Below are 18968 nucleotides of genomic sequence, written 5' to 3' on the forward strand. Positions count from 1 at the left end.
AAATGAGCTATCGCGATATTTGAGGGTAAACACAAGACTTAGTGGTTTAATGTAAATTAAGACACAAGATACGGTAAATTTCAGGGTAGATCAATATTGACATTTTGATAATTTTTTTTCTGAGTTTAACACTCAAATTTCCCTATACTTTTTCCATGTTCAGCCATTTTGTTATGTAGTCAGCGTCACAGGGTGCTAAGCATAACAGAGACTTTTTAGAGTGCTTATAGATAAGTTTGTGGATAACTCTGAAAGTGCAAATTGCTTCTCGAAAATAATTTTTTTGAAATATTTTGTTTAAAATATCATCAAATTGATTTGTGTTTGAAAGTTTAAAGTTGATTGAAAATATTGATCGACTTGGCAAAACTATCTATTTATCAATAGTTAATAAAAAGATAACAAAAGACTACGCTCGTGTATCAGTTTCGTGAACAGGCTCTTGTTTACAATGTAAACGTGTGTATATTGCAAAACATATCGATGTAAATCTGTGAAGTTTAATCAGCAGATATCGTAACAATATAGGGGCATTCTATGAGCCAAGAAGAAAAGTTACCAAAGATTTTGATCGTTGAAGATGACGAGCGTCTTGCGCGTTTAACGCAAGAGTATTTAATTCGTAATGGATTAGAAGTTGGGGTAGAACCAGACGGTAATCGTGCAATCCGTCGTATTATCGCAGAGCAACCGGATATGGTGGTGCTGGATGTTATGCTTCCTGGTGCTGATGGTCTAACTGTTTGTCGTGAGGTTCGTCCACATTATCATCAACCGATTTTAATGTTGACTGCTCGTACTGAAGACATGGATCAAGTATTGGGTCTTGAAATGGGTGCAGACGATTATGTTGCGAAACCAGTTCAGCCACGCGTTCTATTAGCGCGTATTCGTGCTTTGCTTCGTCGTACAGACAAAACACCAGAGGATGAAGTTGCTCAACGTATCGAATTTGATGATTTAGTGATTGATAATGGTGGTCGTTCTGTAACCTTAAACGGTGAGCTTGTAGATTTCACAAGTGCAGAATATGACTTATTATGGTTGTTGGCATCTAATGCTGGTCGTATCCTTTCACGTGAAGACATTTTTGAGCGTCTACGTGGTATTGAATATGATGGTCAAGACCGCTCAATTGATGTTCGTATTTCTCGTATCCGTCCAAAAATTGGTGATGATCCTGAAAATCCTAAACGTATTAAAACCGTGCGTAGTAAAGGATATTTATTCGTTAAAGAAACCAACGGGATGTAATCACATCCCCGCGGTAATGCCCTCACTCCTCAGAAGGTCATACCTTAGTGTCTAAACACAGTATATTCCTGCGTATCTACGCAGGTCTCGTCATTTTGGTGGTGCTGGTTGCCATATTTGGTTATTTGCTTGTGCAAATCATCAACTATCAACGCGCGCAGGAATACCGTGAGTCATTGACTGATGGGATTTCGTACGTCATTAGCGAGGGTGTTTCAAGACAACAAACCATGCAACAAAGAATGGATTGGATATCAGATGCATCTGATTTGCTCGAACTTCCAATCTATTATCTAGAATCTGATAAAGTCGAACTTTCACGCACCGAAAAATATCGTTTAGAAAAGCGCAAAGCAGTGGTGCGGTATGACGCCAAAGAAAGTATTGCTTATGTCATTATTGGTTTAATAGATGACCCTGAGCATTTACTTTATGTGAAAGTGGATAATATTGGTGAGCGTCAAATGAAGGCCTTGCCAATCTTTGTATGGGAATACTTGGTTTATTATCCAGGGCAGGAAAGGGAATATCTTGCAAAAATTAAGCAACACTTTTCTTATGATTTAAGCATTCAAAATCTTTCTGATCTCAATTTAGATTCCGAGCAAATTGGTCGTTTACGTGCGGATCAAGGGGTTATCCTGTATCAGGATAGCGCTAGCATTCGTGGTACTACGATTTCTGTCATTTCTCCAATGACGAATTCGTCTGGTGACGTATTGGTGATGGGACCAGTGCCAATGTTCAATTGGATGCCATTCCAATTGGCGGCAGGGATTACTTTGCTGAGTATGTTTATTTTGTCGCTTGGTGTGTATGGTCTGATTGTCCCAATGCAACGCAAGTTGAAGCAAGTTAACTCAGCCTTAAATGTTATGCAAAAAGGGGATATGTCCGTTCGCGTTCCTGTCGAAGGATATGATGAGTTAGCACATTTGGCAGCCAGCTATAACAGTATGTCAGATCATATACAGCGTTTGATCGAAGCTCAGCGAGAGTTAATGAGAGCTGTATCACATGAGCTGCGAACGCCAGTCGCACGTATTCGCTTTGGTATGGAAATGTTGGTTGATGAAGAGGATTATGAGTATCGTCAGCAACAAGTAGAAATGATTGATAAAGACATTGAGGCTTTAAACACGCTCATTGATGAAATTATGACCTATGCTAAACTTGAGCAAGGCATGCCCTCTATTGATTTTGAGGAAATTCGACTATACGAAGTGCTTGAGCAAGTCGCTATTGAAACTAAAGCATTAAAAACCAATAAAAATATTCAATTACACTTGCCATCACAAGCTTTGGTGGTGGATGCGGAACGCCGTTATTTGCATCGTGTAGTACAAAACTTAGTCGGAAATGCGATCCGGTACTGCGATGATACAGTGCTGATCACTGGTGGAATTGATGCTCAGGGAATGGCCTATATTTCAGTTGAAGATGATGGTCCAGGGATTCCAGAAGAGGATCGTAAGCGAGTGTTTGAAGCTTTTGCTCGCTTGGATGATAGTCGTACACGTGCCTCAGGTGGATATGGTTTGGGCTTATCTATTGTAAGCCGAATCGCCTATTGGTTTGGTGGTACGATTCAAGTGGATCAAAGTCCTAAAATGGGCGGTGCACGATTTACTATGCAATGGCCAGCTAAAAGATTTAAAAAGAAGAAGATTGTTCAAACCAGTCAAACATCAGAGTAAAGCGAGAATTAAAAAAAAGCGCGATTAAGCGCTTTTCTTATAATTTATATTGCCTTTTATTGGTAATTATTGGCATTCGGTTCAATGATGCGTTTTCCTTCCTTAAGTGCATTTAAGGCATCGGCATTGAAATCGATCAGTAAACTGTTATTGATTGCATCAACATGATAATTGCTAATCAGTTTTTGATCGCCGTGAATGGTCTCAACTGTATATTCATCTGCGATGTTGAGAATAGCATCAAGATTAGTGGTTGTAGAGGCGAGGTCTTGGCGGAAAATTTGATAAATATCGCGTAAATCAAAAATAGCATTCGTTGCATCAGGATGTTTTTTGATATAGCTGTCTAAATGATGGACGATCAACTGAGCAAATAAAAAATAGTTAGGTTTGTGTGTGAATTCTAGACTCATAGATCTTCTCCTTATTATTTAATTGAGCATATAACGAAAATCAGCACGATTTGTATAAAGTTAATTAAAACATTGTAAGCAATTAAAATTTAAAACTTTTAAAATAGAATAAATCAAAAATAATTGAGCCATATTGGTGCAAAAAAGCTGACCTAACACGAATGGTAAAACTAAAAAAGTGATAGTGTGTGGATTGACGCCTCTTGAATTTTTTGAATGATTATTCGGAAAAAATAATCAGTTGTATCACCTTGATAACTTTCTACGATTAAATAAGGTTTTATTGACTTTAATCACCATGAAATCTGGAAAAAGGGCAAAATTCATCCTAAAGACTTAGAGGGATTGGCTAGCAACAGAAATCATAAATCAGGTACAATTGGCGGGATTAATTTTGTGTTTGGTGTATTTGAAGGCCAATACATACATTCTTTGTTAATAAATAGGCCTGCCAGGAGTTATCCCCGCATGAGTGCCATTACTCCATACGATTGGGCAATAATTGCCTTCGTGATCGGCGTTACATTTTTATGCGTCTTTATGCTCACTGTCCCGCTACTCCTAGGGGGTAAATCGTGGGGACGTGCTAAGCAAGAGCAGTTCGAGTCAGGCGTAGTTAGTGCTGGTGGAGCACGAATTCGTCTATCTGCAAAATTCTATTTGGTTGCAATCTTCTTCGTTGTGTTTGACTTAGAAGCGCTCTATCTCTATGCATGGGCTGCGTCAGTTCGTGAAGTGGGTTGGATCGGTTTTGCAGCAGCAGCTGTATTTATTTTAGTTTTACTCGTTGGCTTGATTTATGAGTTGTCTACTGGTGCATTAAATTGGGCGCCATCTGATAAGCGTAAAGCAGCAGGGATTAAACCTAAAATTGGTTCGCCAAATATGGATCTCGCAGAAATTACTCGCTTCAACTCAATTGAGGAGTTGGTGGTTGACCCTACAGGTCAAATTCCAGCGCAATCATCTGGTCGTGTAAAAGCTTCGCCAACGACTACATCATCTGATAAGGAGTAATACGGGATGAAATATACATTAACCCGTGCGAATCCGGATGCTGATCAGTATCCACTTCAAGAGCGTATCGTTGTAGAAGATCCGCTTCTACAAGAAGAAGTGAATAAGAATGTGTTCATGACTCGTTTAGAGGATTTGGCGCATACAGCAGTAAACTGGGGTCGTAAAAACTCAGTTTGGCCGTTCAACTTTGGTACATCTTGCTGCTACGTAGAGTATGCAACGACTTTAACAGGCGTGCATGACTTGTCACGTTTTGGTGCCGAAGTAATTCGTGCTTCACCACGTCAAGCGGACTTGATGATTGTTGCGGGTACATGCTTCGTCAAGATGGCACCTGTAATTCAACGCCTTTATGAGCAAATGTTAGAACCTAAATGGGTGATCTCAATGGGTGCATGCGCAAACTCTGGCGGTATGTATGACATTTACTCGGTTGTACAAGGTGTTGATAAAATCATTCCAGTGGATGTGTATATTCCAGGTTGCCCACCGCGTCCTGAAGCATTAATCCAAGCGTTGATGTTATTGCAAGACCAAATTCAATTAGAGCGTCGTCCGCTTTCTGCGGTGATCGGTGATGATCTTAAGCCAGTTTATAAGCCAAAGATGCAGCCTGAACGTGACCGTAAGAATGCTGAACGTATTGCAGTAAAACACTTACGCTCTATGGATGAAATTAAATAATCTTAACGACAAATAATATTGATGCACCCGCTTGGGTGTAATTGTCGTTTTGGTTGAATGAATTTGTATTAAATAGGAAGCCAAGCCAATGGCTGAAACTGACATTGCTATGCCAGAATCAACTCCAGTTGATTCACGCCCAGCATTTGCAATTGTAGAAGAGCTCAAAACCAAGTTTGGTGAGAATTTCTACGTGCAAACGACTTTTGAAGACTTTCCAACAGTCTGGGTTGAGCGCTCACGTGTACAAGACGTATTAATGTTCTTGCGTACAGTGTCACGTCCTTACGTGATGTTGTTTGACTTGTCAGCGGTAGATGAGCGTTTACGTACTCACCGCGATGGGTTACCTGCGTCTGACTTCACTGTGTTCTATCACTTGTTGTCACTAGAGCGTAATACGGATATTCGTATTAAAGTTGCGTTGAATGAGTCTGATCTCAATATTCCAACAGCAACCAACATTTGGCCAAATGCCAACTGGTACGAACGTGAAGCTTACGATATGTTCGGCATTAACTTCGAAGGGCATCCAATGCTCCGTCGTATTTTATTGCCAACGTATTGGGAAGGTCATCCGTTGCGTAAAGAATATTCTGCACGTGCGACTGAATACACACCTTATCGTCAGAACCAAGCGAAACAAGATTTCGAACAAGAGCATTTACGTTTTGTACCTGAAGATTGGGGTCTAAAACGCGGTAATGCTGATGAAGACTTCATGTTCTTGAACTTGGGTCCTAACCATCCATCTGCGCATGGTGCATTCCGTGTGATCTTGCAGTTAGATGGCGAAGAAGTGAAAGACTGTGTGCCTGATATCGGTTATCACCACCGTGGTGTGGAAAAGATGGCTGAACGTCAAACTTGGCATTCATTCATTCCGTATACTGACCGTGTTGACTACTTAGGTGGTTGTGCGCAAAACATGCCTTATGTGATGGGTGTGGAGCAGATGGCAGGGATCACTGTGCCAGAACGTGCGCAATGTATTCGTGTCATGATGTCGGAACTATTCCGTATTAATAACCACTTGCTTTATATCGGTACAGCGATTCAGGATGCCGGCGGTATGACCCCAGTATTCTATATGTTCGCCGATCGTCAAAAGATCTATGACGCGATTGAAGCAATCACTGGTTACCGTATGCACCCAGCATGGTTCCGTATCGGTGGTACTGCACACGATCTTCCAAACAACTGGCAACATTTGATCCGTGAAATTTTGGATTGGATGCCTAAACGTTTGAAGGAATATCATACTGCAGCACTTAAAAACTCGGTATTTGAAGGTCGTACCCGTAATGTTGCGCAATACGATGCAAAATCTGCATTGGCATGGGGTGTAACAGGTACAGGTTTACGTGCAACAGGTATTGATTTTGACGTACGTAAATATCGTCCATATAGCGGTTATGAAAATTACGACTTCGAAGTGCCTGTAGAATACGAAGGCGATGCATATGCACGTGTGATCGTTCACTACCGTGAAATCGAACAATCTTTAAAAATCATCAAGCAGTGCTTGGATAACATGCCATCTGGTCCTTATAAAGCGGATCACCCATTGGCTGTTCCACCACCGAAAGATAAGACACTACAAGACATTGAAACTTTGATTACGCACTTCTTAAGCGTGTCATGGGGTCCTGTCATGCCAGCAGGTGAAGCATCTGTTATGGCGGAAGTGGTAAAAGGTGCATCGAACTACTACTTGACTTCAGACAAGTCAACGATGAGTTACCGTACCCGTATTCGTACACCAACCTTCACGCACTTACAGCAAATTCCTTCTGTAATTAACGGCAGTCTTGTATCTGACTTAATCATTTATTTAGCGACGATTGATGTCGTAATGGCTGACGTGGATCGCTAAGGGGTACGCATTATGATGATTTTGACTGATAAAAAGCCACGTGTGAATGTCGAAGGGATTTTAACTGCGGAAGAAATCCACGAAATCGAGCATCACATTGGTCATTACCCATACCCACGTGCGGCATGTTTAGATGCGCTTAAATGCGTTCAACGTCGTAATGGTTGGGTGGATGATGCGCAAATGAATGCGATTGCGCAGATGTTGTCAATGAGCCTTGCTGATTTGGAAGGTGTGGCAACATTCTATAACCGTATTTACCGCCAGCCAGTAGGTCGCAACGTAATTTTGCTTTGTGATTCTATAGCTTGCTTCTTGATGGGTGCAGAAACTTTAGCAGAAGCATTCCAACGCGAACTCGGGATTTCATTTGGTCAAACGACTGCTGATGGTCGTTTTACTTTGCTCCCGATTTGCTGTTTAGGAAACTGTGATAAGGGTCCAACCTTGATGATTAATGAAGATACTCACGGTCTAGTAGAAGTTTCTTCAGTGAAACAGTTATTGGAGAAGTATGTATGAATACTGAACCAAAACCGATTTATGGCGACGGTAACCCAGAAACTCACCCATTAACATGGCGTTTGAGCAAGCAAGAATTTGTTCATAGTGTAGAAGACTATGAATCTCTTGAAGGGTATGAGGGTTTCAAGAAAGCACTCACAATGCCGCCTAAAGATGTATTGGAAATCATTAAAGCAGCGACTGTGAAAGGTCGTGGTGGTGCTGGTTTCCCTGCAGGGATTAAATGGTCGCTCATGGCGCCAAATGACAATTCAGGTCCTCGTTACTTGATTTGTAATGCCGATGAGATGGAACCAGGTACATTCAAAGACCGTTTGTTGATGGAAAAGCTTCCTCATCAATTGATCGAAGGGATGTTAATTGCAGGTTATACACTTGAAGCAACCCATGGTTATATTTTTATCCGTGGTGAATACATCGAAGCTGCGAAGTATTTGAACCAAGCTTTAGAGCAAATTCGTGCCAAAGGTTACTTGGGTGAAAACATCCTTGGTTCTGGCTGGAACTTTGAACTACATGTGCACACTGGTGCGGGTCGTTATATCTGTGGTGAAGAAACTGCATTGATCAACTCGCTTGAAGGTCGCCGTGCAAATCCTCGTACAAAACCACCATTCCCACAAGTTGCAGGTGCTTGGGGTCGTCCTACGATTGTGAACAACGTAGAGACTTACAATAACTTACCTGCAATTATGCTGCGTGGTCCTGAGTGGTATATCAATTTATCTGCAGGTAAGTCGAAAGATCCAGGCACTAAAATTTATGGTGCATCAGGTAAAGTGAAATTCCCTGGTCTTTGGGAGCTTCCATTCGGTACAACTGCACGTGAAGTGATTGAAGAACATGCGGGTGGTATGCGTGATGGCTTAAAGCTTAAAGCATGGTTACCAGGTGGTGCATCAACTGACTTTTTAGCAGCTGAACACATCGATCTTCCAATGGATGCGGAAAGCATCATGAAAGCAGGTTCGCGTTTAGGTACGTGTTTGCTCATGGTGGTTGATGAAACTCAATGTATGGTTTCAGCAACACGTAACTTAGAAGAATTCTTTGCGCGTGAATCATGTGGTTTCTGTACACCATGTCGTGATGGTTTACCTTGGGCGGTGAAAGCGCTTAAAGCACTTGAAGATGGTACAGGCAAGAAAGAAGACATCGATCATTTGCAAGAGCTTACACGTAAGCTTTGGATTGGTAAGACTTTCTGTGCTCACGCTCCTGGTGCTATGGAACCACTCATGGGTGCACTCAAATATTTCCGTGGCGAATTTGAAGCGAAAGTGGTGAATGCCGCTGCTCAAGTTAGCAACGTAGAACAAGCTTAAGGAATTCGACTATGGCTACAATTCATGTCGATGGCAAATCGTATGAAGTCAATGGCTCAGAGAACTTGCTACAAGCATGCTTGTCTTTGGGTATTGATATCCCGTACTTTTGTTGGCATCCATCCTTAGGTTCTGTCGGTTCTTGCCGTCAATGTGCTGTAACTCAATACGCGAATCCAGAAGATACTCGCGGTCGTTTAGTTATGTCATGTATGACACCTGCAGCTGACAATACCTACATCTCGATTGAAGACAAAGAAGCAAAAGATTTCCGTGCGTCTATTGTTGAATTCTTGATGACGAACCACCCACATGACTGTCCAGTCTGTGAGGAAGGTGGTCACTGTCACCTCCAAGATATGACTGTGATGACACAACATGACCGTCGTCGTTACCGTTTCACGAAACGTACGCATTACAACCAAGAACTTGGTTCGTTCATTGCACACGAGATGAACCGTTGTATCGCATGTTACCGTTGTGTTCGTTACTATAAAGACTACGCAGGTGGTACAGACTTCGGTGTGTATGCAAACGCTTCACGTGTTTATTTTGGTCGTCCAGAATCAGGTACTTTAGAGTCTGAGTTCTCGGGTAACTTAACTGAAGTATGTCCGACGGGCGTATTCACAGACAAAACACACTCTGCACGTTATAACCGTAAATGGGACATGCAGTATGCGCCAAGCGTCTGCCAAGGCTGTTCTTCAGGTTGTAACATCTCTCCGGGTGAGCGTTATGGTGAATTACGCCGTGTAGAAAACCGTTTTAACGGTGAAGTCAACCAATACTTCCTGTGCGATAAAGGCCGTTTCGGTACGGGTTATGTGAACCGTGAAGACCGTCCACGTCAACCGCAATTCCGTTCAGGTAGCAATGTAGAGACTGTTTCAGTTGATACAGCGTTAGACACCGTGATTGAGAAAATCCAAGGCAAAAAAGTATTGGGTATTGGTTCTCCACGTGCATCTCTTGAGTCTAACTTTGCGCTTCGTGAATTGGTTGGACAAGCAAACTATTCAACAGGTATGTCTCAAAAAGAGCAAAACTTGGTTGAACTTGCTGCATCAATTATGCAAACCGAGGGTGTATATAACCCAGGTATGCGTGAAATTGAAAGTTACGATGCTGTCTTAATTCTCGGTGAAGATTTAACTCAAACTGCACCACGTATGGCATTGTCTGTACGTCAAGCTGCGAAAAACAAAGCCAAAGAAATGGCTGCAGAACGCCGTACACAAGAATGGTTGGCTGAGCCAGTACAACGTATTGCTCAAGACGAAAAATCACCAATTTATATCTTGGCTGCGACTCAAACACGTTTATCTGACGTAGCTACTGGTGAAGTCGTTGCTTCTCCAAATGATATCGCACGTTTAGGTTTTGCTGTTGCTGCGGCGGTGAAAGGTGAAAGTATTACCGGTTTAGAAGAAGATGCAAAAGCATTTGCTCAAACCATTGCTGACACTTTAAAAGCTGCAAAAAAACCATTGATTATCTCTGGTACAAGCTTGCAAGAAGCTGCAATTATGGAAGCTGCTGCACAAGTTGCACAGAATCTGGGTAATGCGGGTCTAACTTTGACTGTTCCTGAAGTGAACTCAATGGGCTTAGCAATCTTTGGCGGTAACAGCCTTGAGCAAGCATTTGCACAAGACTATGACACTGTCGTGATTGTAGAAAACGACCTTTATCGTCGTTTACCTGCAGTGCAAGTAGATGCTGCTTTGTCTGGTAAAGACGTGATCGTGCTTGACCATTCAGAAACTGAAACGGTGAAAAAAGCGAATATCGTTCTTTCTGCAGCGAGCTTTGCTGAAGGTGACGGTACTGTGGTATCTCAAGAAGGCCGTGCACAACGTTTCTATCAAGTATATGACCCAAGTTACTACAAACCAGAACTTGCGATCAAAGAATCTTGGCGTTGGTTACATGCCATTGAAACTGGCGTGAAAGGCAAAGCAATTTCTTGGACTGTGCTTGATGATGTCATCGAATCAGTTGCCAAGAATGTACCTGCGCTTGAAGCGATTCAAGATGTAGCACCAGATGCAGGATTCCGTGTCCATGGTCTTAAAGTGGCACGTGAACCACGTCGTTACTCTGGTCGTACTTCACTTCGTGCGCCGTTATCTGTCCATGAGCCTAAACAACCAACTGATCAAGACTCTGCATTAACATTCTCTATGGAAGGTTATGTCGGGAACCAAACGCCGTCAGCGTTAGTTCCATTTGCATGGTCAGCAGGTTGGAACTCGCCACAAGCTTGGAATAAGTTCCAAGAATCAGTGGGCGGTTCTTTAAAAGGTGGTGATTCAGGTATTCGTTTATTTGATCGCCTTGCGAAATTACCAGCACGCACATACGTTGCACCAGCACCAGTTCTTGTAAATGCTGAGAGTTTCCGCCTTGTTCCAATGCATCATATTTTTGGTTCTGGTGAATTCACAGTGAAAACACCTGCAATGGAGTCTCGTATTCCAGAAGCGGTATTTGCAGTGGGTGAGCAAGATGCAGCGCGCTTGAATGTGAAAGACGGCCAAAACATTACTGTGAAAGCAGGTGAGGCTTCGATCGTTCTTCCTGTTCAAGTCATTGAATATTTACCTACAGGTTATATTGGTTACCCAATTGGTCTCGCGCCAACGGTATCGTTAGCTGAGCCTGTATCAGTCGCGGTAGGAGCATAATTCATGGAACAAGAATTAATCCGTCAAACGCCGCTTTGGGCTGAGAACTGGCCAATTGCCTACTCTGTAGTTCAAGCGATTGTGATCTTGCTCGTTGTAGTTTTGATTGCTGCGTTGATGTCTTTCATTGAGCGTCGTTTACTTGGCTTATGGCAAGACCGTTACGGTCCAAACCGTGTAGGTCCTGGGGGGATGTTCCAGATTGTTGCCGACATGCTGAAAATCATGTTCAAAGAAGACTGGACACCAAAGTTTGCAGATAAATTGACTTTCCGTTTAGCTCCAGCAGTTGCAATGGCAACTGCGGTGTTATCGTTCATGGTTATCCCTGTATCACCTTATTTAGGTGTTGCAGACATGAGTATCGGTCTATTGTTCTTTATGGCAATGGCGGGTATTGCAGTGTATGCAGTTTTATTTGGTGGTTGGTCATCAAACAATAAATATGCATTACTCGGTGGTCTTCGTTCAGCAGCTCAAACGATCTCTTATGAGGTCTTTTTAGGTATTTCCTTGATGGGTGTGGTTGCAATTGCAGGCTCATTCAACATGCGTGAAATCGTAGAAGCTCAAAAAGATGTATGGTTTGTCATTCCACAATTCTTAGGTTTCCTCATCTTCGTGGTTGCAGGTGTTGCGGTAACGCATCGTCACCCATTTGACCAACCAGAAGCGGAACAAGAATTGGCGGAAGGTTACCATGTCGAATATGGTGGTATGAAATGGGGGATGTTCTTCGTTGCGGAATACGTCAACGTTGTCCTGATCTCAGCTTTGATCGTAACCTTATTCTTCGGTGGTTGGTTAGCACCATTTGGTCTAGATTTCCTACCTCCAGCATTTTGGTTCATGATTAAAACAGCATTCTTTGTGATGATGTTTGTCTTGGCACGTGGTTCATTAATGCGTCCACGTTATGACCAAGTGATGAACTTTGGTTGGAAGATTTGTTTGCCTTTAGCGTTGGTCAACTTGTTGGTGACTGGTGCTGTGATTCTGATGAATCAGGCCTAGGACAGCAGGGAGAACATTATGTATAAAATTCTAGCTGGGTTTGGGTCAATTGTACGTTCGTTGTGGATGGTATTTAGCCACGCAACACGTAAACGTGACACTATTTTATACCCTGAAGTTAAAGCTGAAGAAATCGTTCCACCACGATTCCGTGGCCGTATCGTATTGACACGTGACCCAGATGGTGAAGAGCGTTGTGTAGCTTGTAACTTGTGTGCTGTAGCTTGCCCTGTTGGCTGTATTTCATTACAGAAAGCTGAAAAAGAAGATGGTCGTTGGTATCCGGAATTTTTCCGTATCAACTTCTCTCGTTGTATTTTCTGCGGTATGTGTGAAGAAGCATGTCCTACAACTGCTATTCAGATGACACCTGATTTCGAACTCAGTGAATACGTTCGTCAAGACTTAGTTTATGAGAAAGAAAACTTGCTCATTTCTGGTCCTGGTAAATATCCAGACTATAACTTCTACCGTGTAACTGGTATGGCTGTAGCTGGTAAAGACAAAGGTCAGGCTCAGCGTGAAAGCGCACCTGTCGATGTACGGAGCTTATTACCATGATGTGGCCATTTTATTTGATGGCACTTGTGGCCATCGTTTCTACGGTTCGTGTTGTTACTAATGCGAATCCAGTACACGCACTTTTAAGCTTAATCGTTTCGTTACTTGCAGTTGCTGGTATGTTCATGATCGTTGGTGCACCATTTGCAGGTGCACTTGAGATTATTGTTTACGCTGGTGCCATTATGGTTCTTTTCGTCTTCGTTGTGATGATGTTGAACCTTGGTTCTCAAACTGTTGAACAAGAACGTAAATGGTTAACATCAGATGCTTGGGCTTACCCTGCATTGATGAGCTTTTTAATGGGTCTGGTTTTAGTTTGGACAATGACTTCAGAGCACAGCATTTCTGGTCCTTTAATGGGTACAGAAGTTGTAGGCCCTAAAGAAGTTGGTCAAGCACTCTTTACACAATATTTATTATTGGTTGAAGTTGCCGCAATGTTATTGCTTGCTGCGTTAGTTGCTGCATTCCACTTAGGCAAACGTGAACCAAGTGCAGAAGAGGAAAAAGAATAATGGGTAATATCCCTTTAGAGCATGGTTTGATTGTTGCAACCATTCTTTTTGCACTCGGTTTCTACGGTGTAATGGTGCGACGCAACCTTTTATTTATGTTAATGAGCCTTGAGATCATGATGAATGCAGCAGCGCTTGCATTCGTCCTTGCTGGTAGTGCATGGGTGCAACCAGATGGTCAGATCATGTTTATCTTGATCTTAACGCTTGCTGCGGCAGAGGCGTGTATCGGGCTTGCGATCGTCCTTCAGTTCTATCATCGCTTCCATCATTTGGATGTAGATGCTGCTAGTGAGATGCGCGGATGAGTTTATTAGCATTAACCATATTATTTCCGCTCATTGGTTTTATCCTTTTAGCGGCGGGGCGTAATAAGCTTCCTGAAATTGTAGCTGCCATTATTGGTGTGGGTTCAGTTGGTCTTTCAGCACTATGTGCATTATTGGCTGGTATGAATTTCATCAACAGCGGTGAAACATCTCAAGTGACTCACCTTTGGACTTGGTTCAGTGTGGGTGGTTTTGAGCCAGGTATTAGCTTGCACTTAGATGGTTTATCTTTACTTATGCTTGGCATGATTACGGGTGTGGGTTTCTTAATTCATATCTTTGCATCATGGTATATGCGTGGTGAAGAAGACTTTGCACGTTTCTTCTCTTACTTCAACTTATTCGTAGCAAGCATGTTATTGCTTGTGTTGGGTGACAACCTTGCGTTGTTATTCTTAGGTTGGGAAGGTGTTGGTCTGTGCTCATACTTGCTGATTGGTTATTACTACCAAAATCCAGCAAATGGTGCTGCTGCAATTAAAGCATTCACGGTGACACGTATTGGTGACGTTTTCTTACTCATCGCATTATTCTTAATTTTCCAACAATTTGGAACATTGAATATTGCTGAAATCGTTGCTGCTGCGCCTGTGGTAATGACACAAAGCTCATCGTTAACCATTTGGACTGCATTAATGTTGTTCTTGGGTGCTGCAGGTAAATCTGCGCAAATCCCATTACAAACATGGTTAGCAGACGCGATGGCGGGTCCTACACCAGTATCTGCATTAATCCATGCTGCAACAATGGTAACAGCAGGTGTTTACCTATGCTGCCGTATGTTCTCTGTATTTGAAATGGCACCAGAAGTCATGGTGTTTATCTCAATCACAGGTGCGGTAACATTATTAGTTGCAGGTTTTGCTGCACTGGTTCAAACAGACATCAAACGTATTCTTGCTTACTCTACAATGAGTCAGCTCGGTTACATGTTTATGGCTGTAGGTGCTGAAGCATACCAAGCAGGCTTGTTCCACATGCTCACTCACGCATTCTTCAAAGCGTTGTTGTTCTTGTCATCAGGTGCGGTGATTCTTGCATACCATCACGAACAAAACATTTTCAAAATGGGTGGTTTGTTCAAGCGTAATAAATTCTTATTTGCTTGTTTCGCGATCGGTGGAGGTGCCTTAGCAGCGATTCCATTCTTAACGATTGGTTTCTTCTCAAAAGACGCAATCTTGGCGGCTGTGTGGACACAAAGTCATATCGCAGGTTTACCTGTATTCAATACATTGTATTGGGTCGGTGTTGCTGGTGCATTCTTAACATCAATCTATACTTTCCGTTTAATTTGGATTGTGTTCTTTGGCGAAGAGAAAACGCCTTATCACCAAATCAAAGGTGCAACTTACTGGGCTCCTTTAGCGATTCTCGCTGTCCTTTCTACAGGTTTGGCTATCGTACTTAAAGCGCCAGTCATGAGTATTCTTGATGCAGCACAAATCCCTGCATTTGTTATTCCTCAAGCGCTAGAAGCTGGTGCGCATGGTGCAGAATATGTCGCTATTGCAATCGCACTTGCTGGTTTAGCGGTTGGTGTTGTCTTATTTGCTTTTGCTTATAAAGCAGTTCAAGGTTTTGCTCGCACTTCATTGGGTGCTGGACTTGCAAATATCTGTCGTAATGCGCTTGGTTTCGATGCGTTATATGACCTCGTGTTTGTAAAACCTTACTTATTTATTGCAAAAATGATTGGTCGTGACCCGATTGATGGCGTATGGCTTGTATTGCCAGCGATTGTTAAAGGTGGTCATAGCTTCACTAGTTCACGTCAAACAGGTTCTTTGCGTGAGTACGCATCGAGCATGGCGTTCGGTATCGTGGTGATTATCATGATTCTGATCGTGACTCAGATCGTGGGGAAATAAGATGGAAAACATCAATAACTGGTATTTACCCGCGCTGATCCTCATTCCGTTCATTGCTGGTTTTATTTGTTGGGTCGTTGATAAATTAGATCAACACCTACCACGTTATATCGCACTTGTGGGTATGCTCATTACTTTGGGCATGACCGTTGCTTTATGGCAATCAGGTACCTACAGCTACCAAATTGGTGAAACTATACCGACTTGGTCTGCAGAGTTCTATGTACCTTGGATTCAAACCCTTGGCATTAACATCCACTTAGCGGTGGATGGTCTTTCACTTCTCATGGTCGGTTTAACTGCTTTACTAGGTGTATTGGCGGTTGGCTGTTCTTGGGGTGAAATTCAGAAGAACGTTGGTTTCTTCCACTTAAACCTTTTATGGTCTTTAGGTGGCGTGATCGGTGTATTCTTGGCTGTTGATTTGTTCTTGTTCTTCTTCTTCTGGGAGATGATGCTCGTTCCAATCTACTTCTTGATTGCACTCTGGGGCCACAAAGGTGCTTCTGGTAAATCTCGTGTTTACGCTGCGACTAAATTCTTTATTTACACGCAGGTGGCTGGTCTGATCATGTTGATTGGTATCTTAGGTCTTGTGATCTACGGTTTTATGATGACAGATACAATCAGCTTCAGTTATAACCATTTACTCGCTGTTGCGAATACATTGGATGCTAACCCACAAACGTCATCAATTGCCTTTGCATTTATGATTTGTTTGTTTATTGGTTTTGCAGTCAAACTTCCTGTTTTCCCATTGCATGGTTGGTTACCAGACGCGCACGCACAAGCACCTACAGCAGGTTCTGTAGACCTTGCGGGTATCTTAATTAAGACAGCGGCTTACGGTTTACTTCGTTTCGTCATTCCATTCTTCCCAGTTGCTTCAGCGCAGTTTGCTGATGTAGCAATCATTTTCGGTTTAATCGGTATCTTCTACGGTGCTTGGTGTGCTTTCCAGCAAACCGATATGAAACGTTTATTGGCGTATACGTCGATTTCACACATGGGCTTTGTTTTACTTGCAATCTACGCAGGTAACATCCTGACTTTCCAAGGTCTGATGATCATGATGTTGGCTCACGGTTTATCGTCAGCAGCATTATTCATTATGTGTGGTCAAGTGTATGAGCGTCTTCACACACGTGATTTACGCTTGATGGGTGGTATTCGTGGTCAATTCCAGTATTTACCATTCTTCTTGATGTTCTTTATTGCTGCGCTTGTAGGTATCCCTGGCTTAGGTAACTTCATTGGTGAGTTCCTCATCTTGATGGGTGCATTTGCTCAATTCCCTACATTCACGATTATTGCTGCGATCAGCTTAGTATTTGCGGGTCTATATGGTTTAATCCTGATTCATAAAGCGTTATTTGGTGTGCCAAACGAAGAGCAAAAACAACACTATGCGAACCCATTAAAAGATCTTAATGTGCGTGAGCTTGGTATTTTGTTAATTTGTGCGTTCGGTCTGTTATGGCTTGGTTTGTATCCACAAAGCTTTCTTGATATTTCAGAATCAAGTTTGGCTTGGATTGCGAATAGCTACATTCCAGTACAAGAAGTAGTTGAAGTGGTTGAACAAGCCACAACTCAACTCGAAAATGTGGAGATGCAATAAGTCATGAACTTCACACTATCATTTTCTGAGCTAATGCCATTAGCTCCTGTGATGATTGTAGCTTTAACAGCAATCATCGTAATGATTTTGACTGCAATCAAACGTAATCATAATTTGATTGCGACAGTATCTGTTATCGGTCTTAACCTTGCATTGTTGAATATTCTATTCACGTTGTTTACAGGTTCTCAGATCTCACCAAATGTCATGAACCTATTTATGGTTGATGCTTTTGGTCTGTTCTATCAAGTGATTATTTTGATTGCTGCATTGGCTTGTTGCACACTGTCACATGCATATATCGAAACCTATAAAGATAATCGTGAAGAACTTTATCTATTAATGTTGATCTCTGTTTCAGGGGCAATGTTAATGGTAACAAGTTCACACTTTGCATCATTCTTCATTAGCTTAGAGTTAATGTCGATTCCAGTGTACGGTCTGATTGCTTATACCTACCAACGCGGTAAGTCACTCGAAGCGGGTATTAAATATCTTGTACTTTCAGCAACTGCTTCTGCAATGTTGTTGATGGGTATGGCTTATGTTTACTCAGTTCTAGGTTCATTATCATTTGCGGGTCAAGTGGATGATATGTTCTGGGCGTTAACTAAGTCTCAAGATCCTCAATTGATGATGGCGCTGCAATCTTATATTCCTCAATTTGGTGAGAAACTTACCACTGTATTTGGAATCTTAGGTCTTGGTTTAATCATCGCAGCTGTTGCATTTAAATTGTCTTTAGCGCCATTCCATAAATGGACGCCAGATGTGTATGCAGGTGCTCCAGCACCAATTGCAACATTCCTTGCTACTGTAGCTAAAGTTGCAATGATTGGTTTATTCGTACGTTACTTACTGTCTTCAGGTGTAATTGGTATCGAATCGATCAAAACGATTTTGATCGTCATTGCAGTGTTATCAATCTTGATTGGTAACATGCTTGCAGTGAAACAAGTGAACTTAAAACGTATTTTGGCATACTCGTCAATTGCGCATTTTGGTTACTTATTCCTTGCTGTTGTTACGACATCTTTCTTAAGCTTAACTTCAGTAAGTTTATATGTATTAACGTATGTATTAACGACGATTGGTGCGTTTGGTGCTGTAGCGTTGATGTCTAGCCCATACAACAACAATGACGAAGCAGAATCACTTGCAGACTACCGTGGTCTATTCTGGCGTCGTCCAGTATTGACGGCAACACTGACTGTGATGATGCTATCTCTTGCAGGTATTCCGTTAACTGCAGGCTTCATTGGTAAATTCATGCTGATCATGACAGTTGTGTCTGAAGCACATTGGTTCTTCGCTGCGATGATCATTGTGGGTTCTGGTATTGGTCTATACTATTACCTACGTGTCATGATCGTCATGTATATGACGCCACCAGACACTCCACGTATTGATGCTGATAAACATTGGGGTCAAAAAGTGGGTGGTATTATGGTATTGCTTGCTGCGCTTGCAGTGCTTGTAATCGGTGTATATCCAGATCCAGTCATTGCGATGGCAAATCAAGCACAATTGATCGCGCCATTACATATCGTTCTTCAATAGTTGATCGATT

At 42.2% G+C, this 18968-nt stretch carries 16 protein-coding genes; 15 read left to right on the forward strand and 1 reads right to left on the reverse strand.

Annotated elements, in window-relative coordinates:
• The first annotated feature begins 537 nt into the window (after positions 1-537).
• Positions 538-1254 carry a response regulator transcription factor BfmR gene (bfmR, locus tag AC1M9E_RS02985; protein WP_035267251.1) on the forward strand — a complete coding sequence of 239 codons (717 nt, stop codon included), beginning with the start codon at positions 538-540 and terminating at the stop codon, positions 1252-1254.
• Between the two features lie 47 nt (positions 1255-1301).
• A complete protein-coding gene (bfmS, locus tag AC1M9E_RS02990) occupies positions 1302-2951 on the forward strand; it encodes a sensor histidine kinase BfmS (protein ID WP_481593635.1) in 1650 nt (549 codons plus the stop codon).
• 56 nt (positions 2952-3007) lie between these two features.
• Here bfmS and AC1M9E_RS02995 read toward each other — a convergent pair whose 3' ends face one another.
• Positions 3008-3364 carry a hypothetical protein gene (locus AC1M9E_RS02995; protein ID WP_488225008.1) on the reverse strand — a complete coding sequence of 119 codons (357 nt, stop codon included), beginning with the start codon at positions 3362-3364 and terminating at the stop codon, positions 3008-3010.
• Positions 3365-3832: 468 nt separating this feature from the next.
• On the opposite strand from AC1M9E_RS02995, the gene ndhC reads away from it, so the two are divergent.
• The 13 genes from ndhC to nuoN all read left to right on the forward strand — a co-directional run bounded on the left by ndhC (position 3833) and on the right by nuoN (position 18958).
• Positions 3833-4381, forward strand: coding sequence for an NADH-quinone oxidoreductase subunit A (ndhC, locus tag AC1M9E_RS03000; RefSeq protein WP_035267255.1), 549 nt, complete (start codon positions 3833-3835; stop codon positions 4379-4381).
• A 6-nt stretch (positions 4382-4387) separates the two neighbouring features.
• Complete coding sequence (locus AC1M9E_RS03005) at positions 4388-5068, forward strand: NuoB/complex I 20 kDa subunit family protein (protein ID WP_035267257.1); 681 nt, start codon at positions 4388-4390, stop codon at positions 5066-5068.
• Between the two features lie 88 nt (positions 5069-5156).
• Positions 5157-6944: an NADH-quinone oxidoreductase subunit C/D gene (gene nuoC, locus AC1M9E_RS03010; protein ID WP_035267259.1), complete on the forward strand. Its 1788-nt coding sequence runs from the start codon at positions 5157-5159 to the stop codon at positions 6942-6944.
• A gap of 12 nt (positions 6945-6956) precedes the next feature.
• On the forward strand, positions 6957-7466 hold the full coding sequence (nuoE, locus tag AC1M9E_RS03015; protein ID WP_035267260.1) for an NADH-quinone oxidoreductase subunit NuoE: 510 nt from the start codon (positions 6957-6959) through the stop codon (positions 7464-7466).
• Positions 7463-8794 carry an NADH-quinone oxidoreductase subunit NuoF gene (gene nuoF / locus AC1M9E_RS03020; protein WP_035267262.1) on the forward strand — a complete coding sequence of 444 codons (1332 nt, stop codon included), beginning with the start codon at positions 7463-7465 and terminating at the stop codon, positions 8792-8794. The genes nuoE and nuoF overlap by 4 nt, the downstream gene beginning before the upstream one ends.
• 11 nt (positions 8795-8805) lie before the next feature.
• Entirely contained in the window at positions 8806-11484 is a 2679-nt protein-coding gene (gene nuoG / locus AC1M9E_RS03025) for an NADH-quinone oxidoreductase subunit NuoG (protein ID WP_488225009.1), read from the forward strand.
• Positions 11485-11487: 3 nt separating this feature from the next.
• Complete coding sequence (gene nuoH / locus AC1M9E_RS03030) at positions 11488-12498, forward strand: NADH-quinone oxidoreductase subunit NuoH (protein ID WP_035267266.1); 1011 nt, start codon at positions 11488-11490, stop codon at positions 12496-12498.
• Between the two features lie 18 nt (positions 12499-12516).
• Complete coding sequence (gene nuoI / locus AC1M9E_RS03035) at positions 12517-13059, forward strand: NADH-quinone oxidoreductase subunit NuoI (RefSeq protein WP_035267267.1); 543 nt, start codon at positions 12517-12519, stop codon at positions 13057-13059.
• The gene (nuoJ, locus tag AC1M9E_RS03040; protein ID WP_171076777.1) at positions 13059-13577 is read left to right on the forward strand and encodes an NADH-quinone oxidoreductase subunit J; all 519 of its coding nucleotides are present in this window, start codon (positions 13059-13061) and stop codon (positions 13575-13577) included. The genes nuoI and nuoJ overlap by 1 nt, the downstream gene beginning before the upstream one ends.
• On the forward strand, positions 13577-13885 hold the full coding sequence (nuoK, locus tag AC1M9E_RS03045) for an NADH-quinone oxidoreductase subunit NuoK (RefSeq protein WP_004695395.1): 309 nt from the start codon (positions 13577-13579) through the stop codon (positions 13883-13885). Before nuoJ ends, nuoK begins: the two co-directional genes overlap by 1 nt.
• Positions 13882-15777 (forward strand): NADH-quinone oxidoreductase subunit L, encoded by a 1896-nt coding sequence (gene nuoL / locus AC1M9E_RS03050; RefSeq protein ID WP_488225010.1) that lies wholly within the window; start codon positions 13882-13884, stop codon positions 15775-15777. Before nuoK ends, nuoL begins: the two co-directional genes overlap by 4 nt.
• 1 nt (position 15778) lies before the next feature.
• Entirely contained in the window at positions 15779-17398 is a 1620-nt protein-coding gene (nuoM, locus tag AC1M9E_RS03055) for an NADH-quinone oxidoreductase subunit M (RefSeq protein ID WP_488225011.1), read from the forward strand.
• 3 nt (positions 17399-17401) lie between these two features.
• Positions 17402-18958 carry an NADH-quinone oxidoreductase subunit NuoN gene (nuoN, locus tag AC1M9E_RS03060; protein ID WP_481589068.1) on the forward strand — a complete coding sequence of 519 codons (1557 nt, stop codon included), beginning with the start codon at positions 17402-17404 and terminating at the stop codon, positions 18956-18958.
• Positions 18959-18968 lie beyond the last annotated feature (10 nt).

This window comes from Acinetobacter sp. 24-47-47, assembly GCF_057737035.1.

What these genes read in the sequence shown, in the direction of transcription:
- bfmR (WP_035267251.1), top strand. Translation starts at nt 538, where the DNA reads ATGAGCCAAGAAGAAAAGTTACCAAAGATTTTGATCGTTGAAGATGAC.
- AC1M9E_RS02995 (WP_488225008.1), bottom strand. Translation starts at nt 3,364, where the DNA reads ATGAGTCTAGAATTCACACACAAACCTAACTATTTTTTATTTGCTCAG.
- ndhC (WP_035267255.1), top strand. Translation starts at nt 3,833, where the DNA reads ATGAGTGCCATTACTCCATACGATTGGGCAATAATTGCCTTCGTGATC.
- AC1M9E_RS03005 (WP_035267257.1), top strand. Translation starts at nt 4,388, where the DNA reads ATGAAATATACATTAACCCGTGCGAATCCGGATGCTGATCAGTATCCA.
- nuoC (WP_035267259.1), top strand. Translation starts at nt 5,157, where the DNA reads ATGGCTGAAACTGACATTGCTATGCCAGAATCAACTCCAGTTGATTCA.
- nuoE (WP_035267260.1), top strand. Translation starts at nt 6,957, where the DNA reads ATGATGATTTTGACTGATAAAAAGCCACGTGTGAATGTCGAAGGGATT.
- nuoF (WP_035267262.1), top strand. Translation starts at nt 7,463, where the DNA reads ATGAATACTGAACCAAAACCGATTTATGGCGACGGTAACCCAGAAACT.
- nuoG (WP_488225009.1), top strand. Translation starts at nt 8,806, where the DNA reads ATGGCTACAATTCATGTCGATGGCAAATCGTATGAAGTCAATGGCTCA.
- nuoH (WP_035267266.1), top strand. Translation starts at nt 11,488, where the DNA reads ATGGAACAAGAATTAATCCGTCAAACGCCGCTTTGGGCTGAGAACTGG.
- nuoI (WP_035267267.1), top strand. Translation starts at nt 12,517, where the DNA reads ATGTATAAAATTCTAGCTGGGTTTGGGTCAATTGTACGTTCGTTGTGG.
- nuoJ (WP_171076777.1), top strand. Translation starts at nt 13,059, where the DNA reads ATGTGGCCATTTTATTTGATGGCACTTGTGGCCATCGTTTCTACGGTT.
- nuoK (WP_004695395.1), top strand. Translation starts at nt 13,577, where the DNA reads ATGGGTAATATCCCTTTAGAGCATGGTTTGATTGTTGCAACCATTCTT.
- nuoL (WP_488225010.1), top strand. Translation starts at nt 13,882, where the DNA reads ATGAGTTTATTAGCATTAACCATATTATTTCCGCTCATTGGTTTTATC.
- nuoM (WP_488225011.1), top strand. Translation starts at nt 15,779, where the DNA reads ATGGAAAACATCAATAACTGGTATTTACCCGCGCTGATCCTCATTCCG.
- nuoN (WP_481589068.1), top strand. Translation starts at nt 17,402, where the DNA reads ATGAACTTCACACTATCATTTTCTGAGCTAATGCCATTAGCTCCTGTG.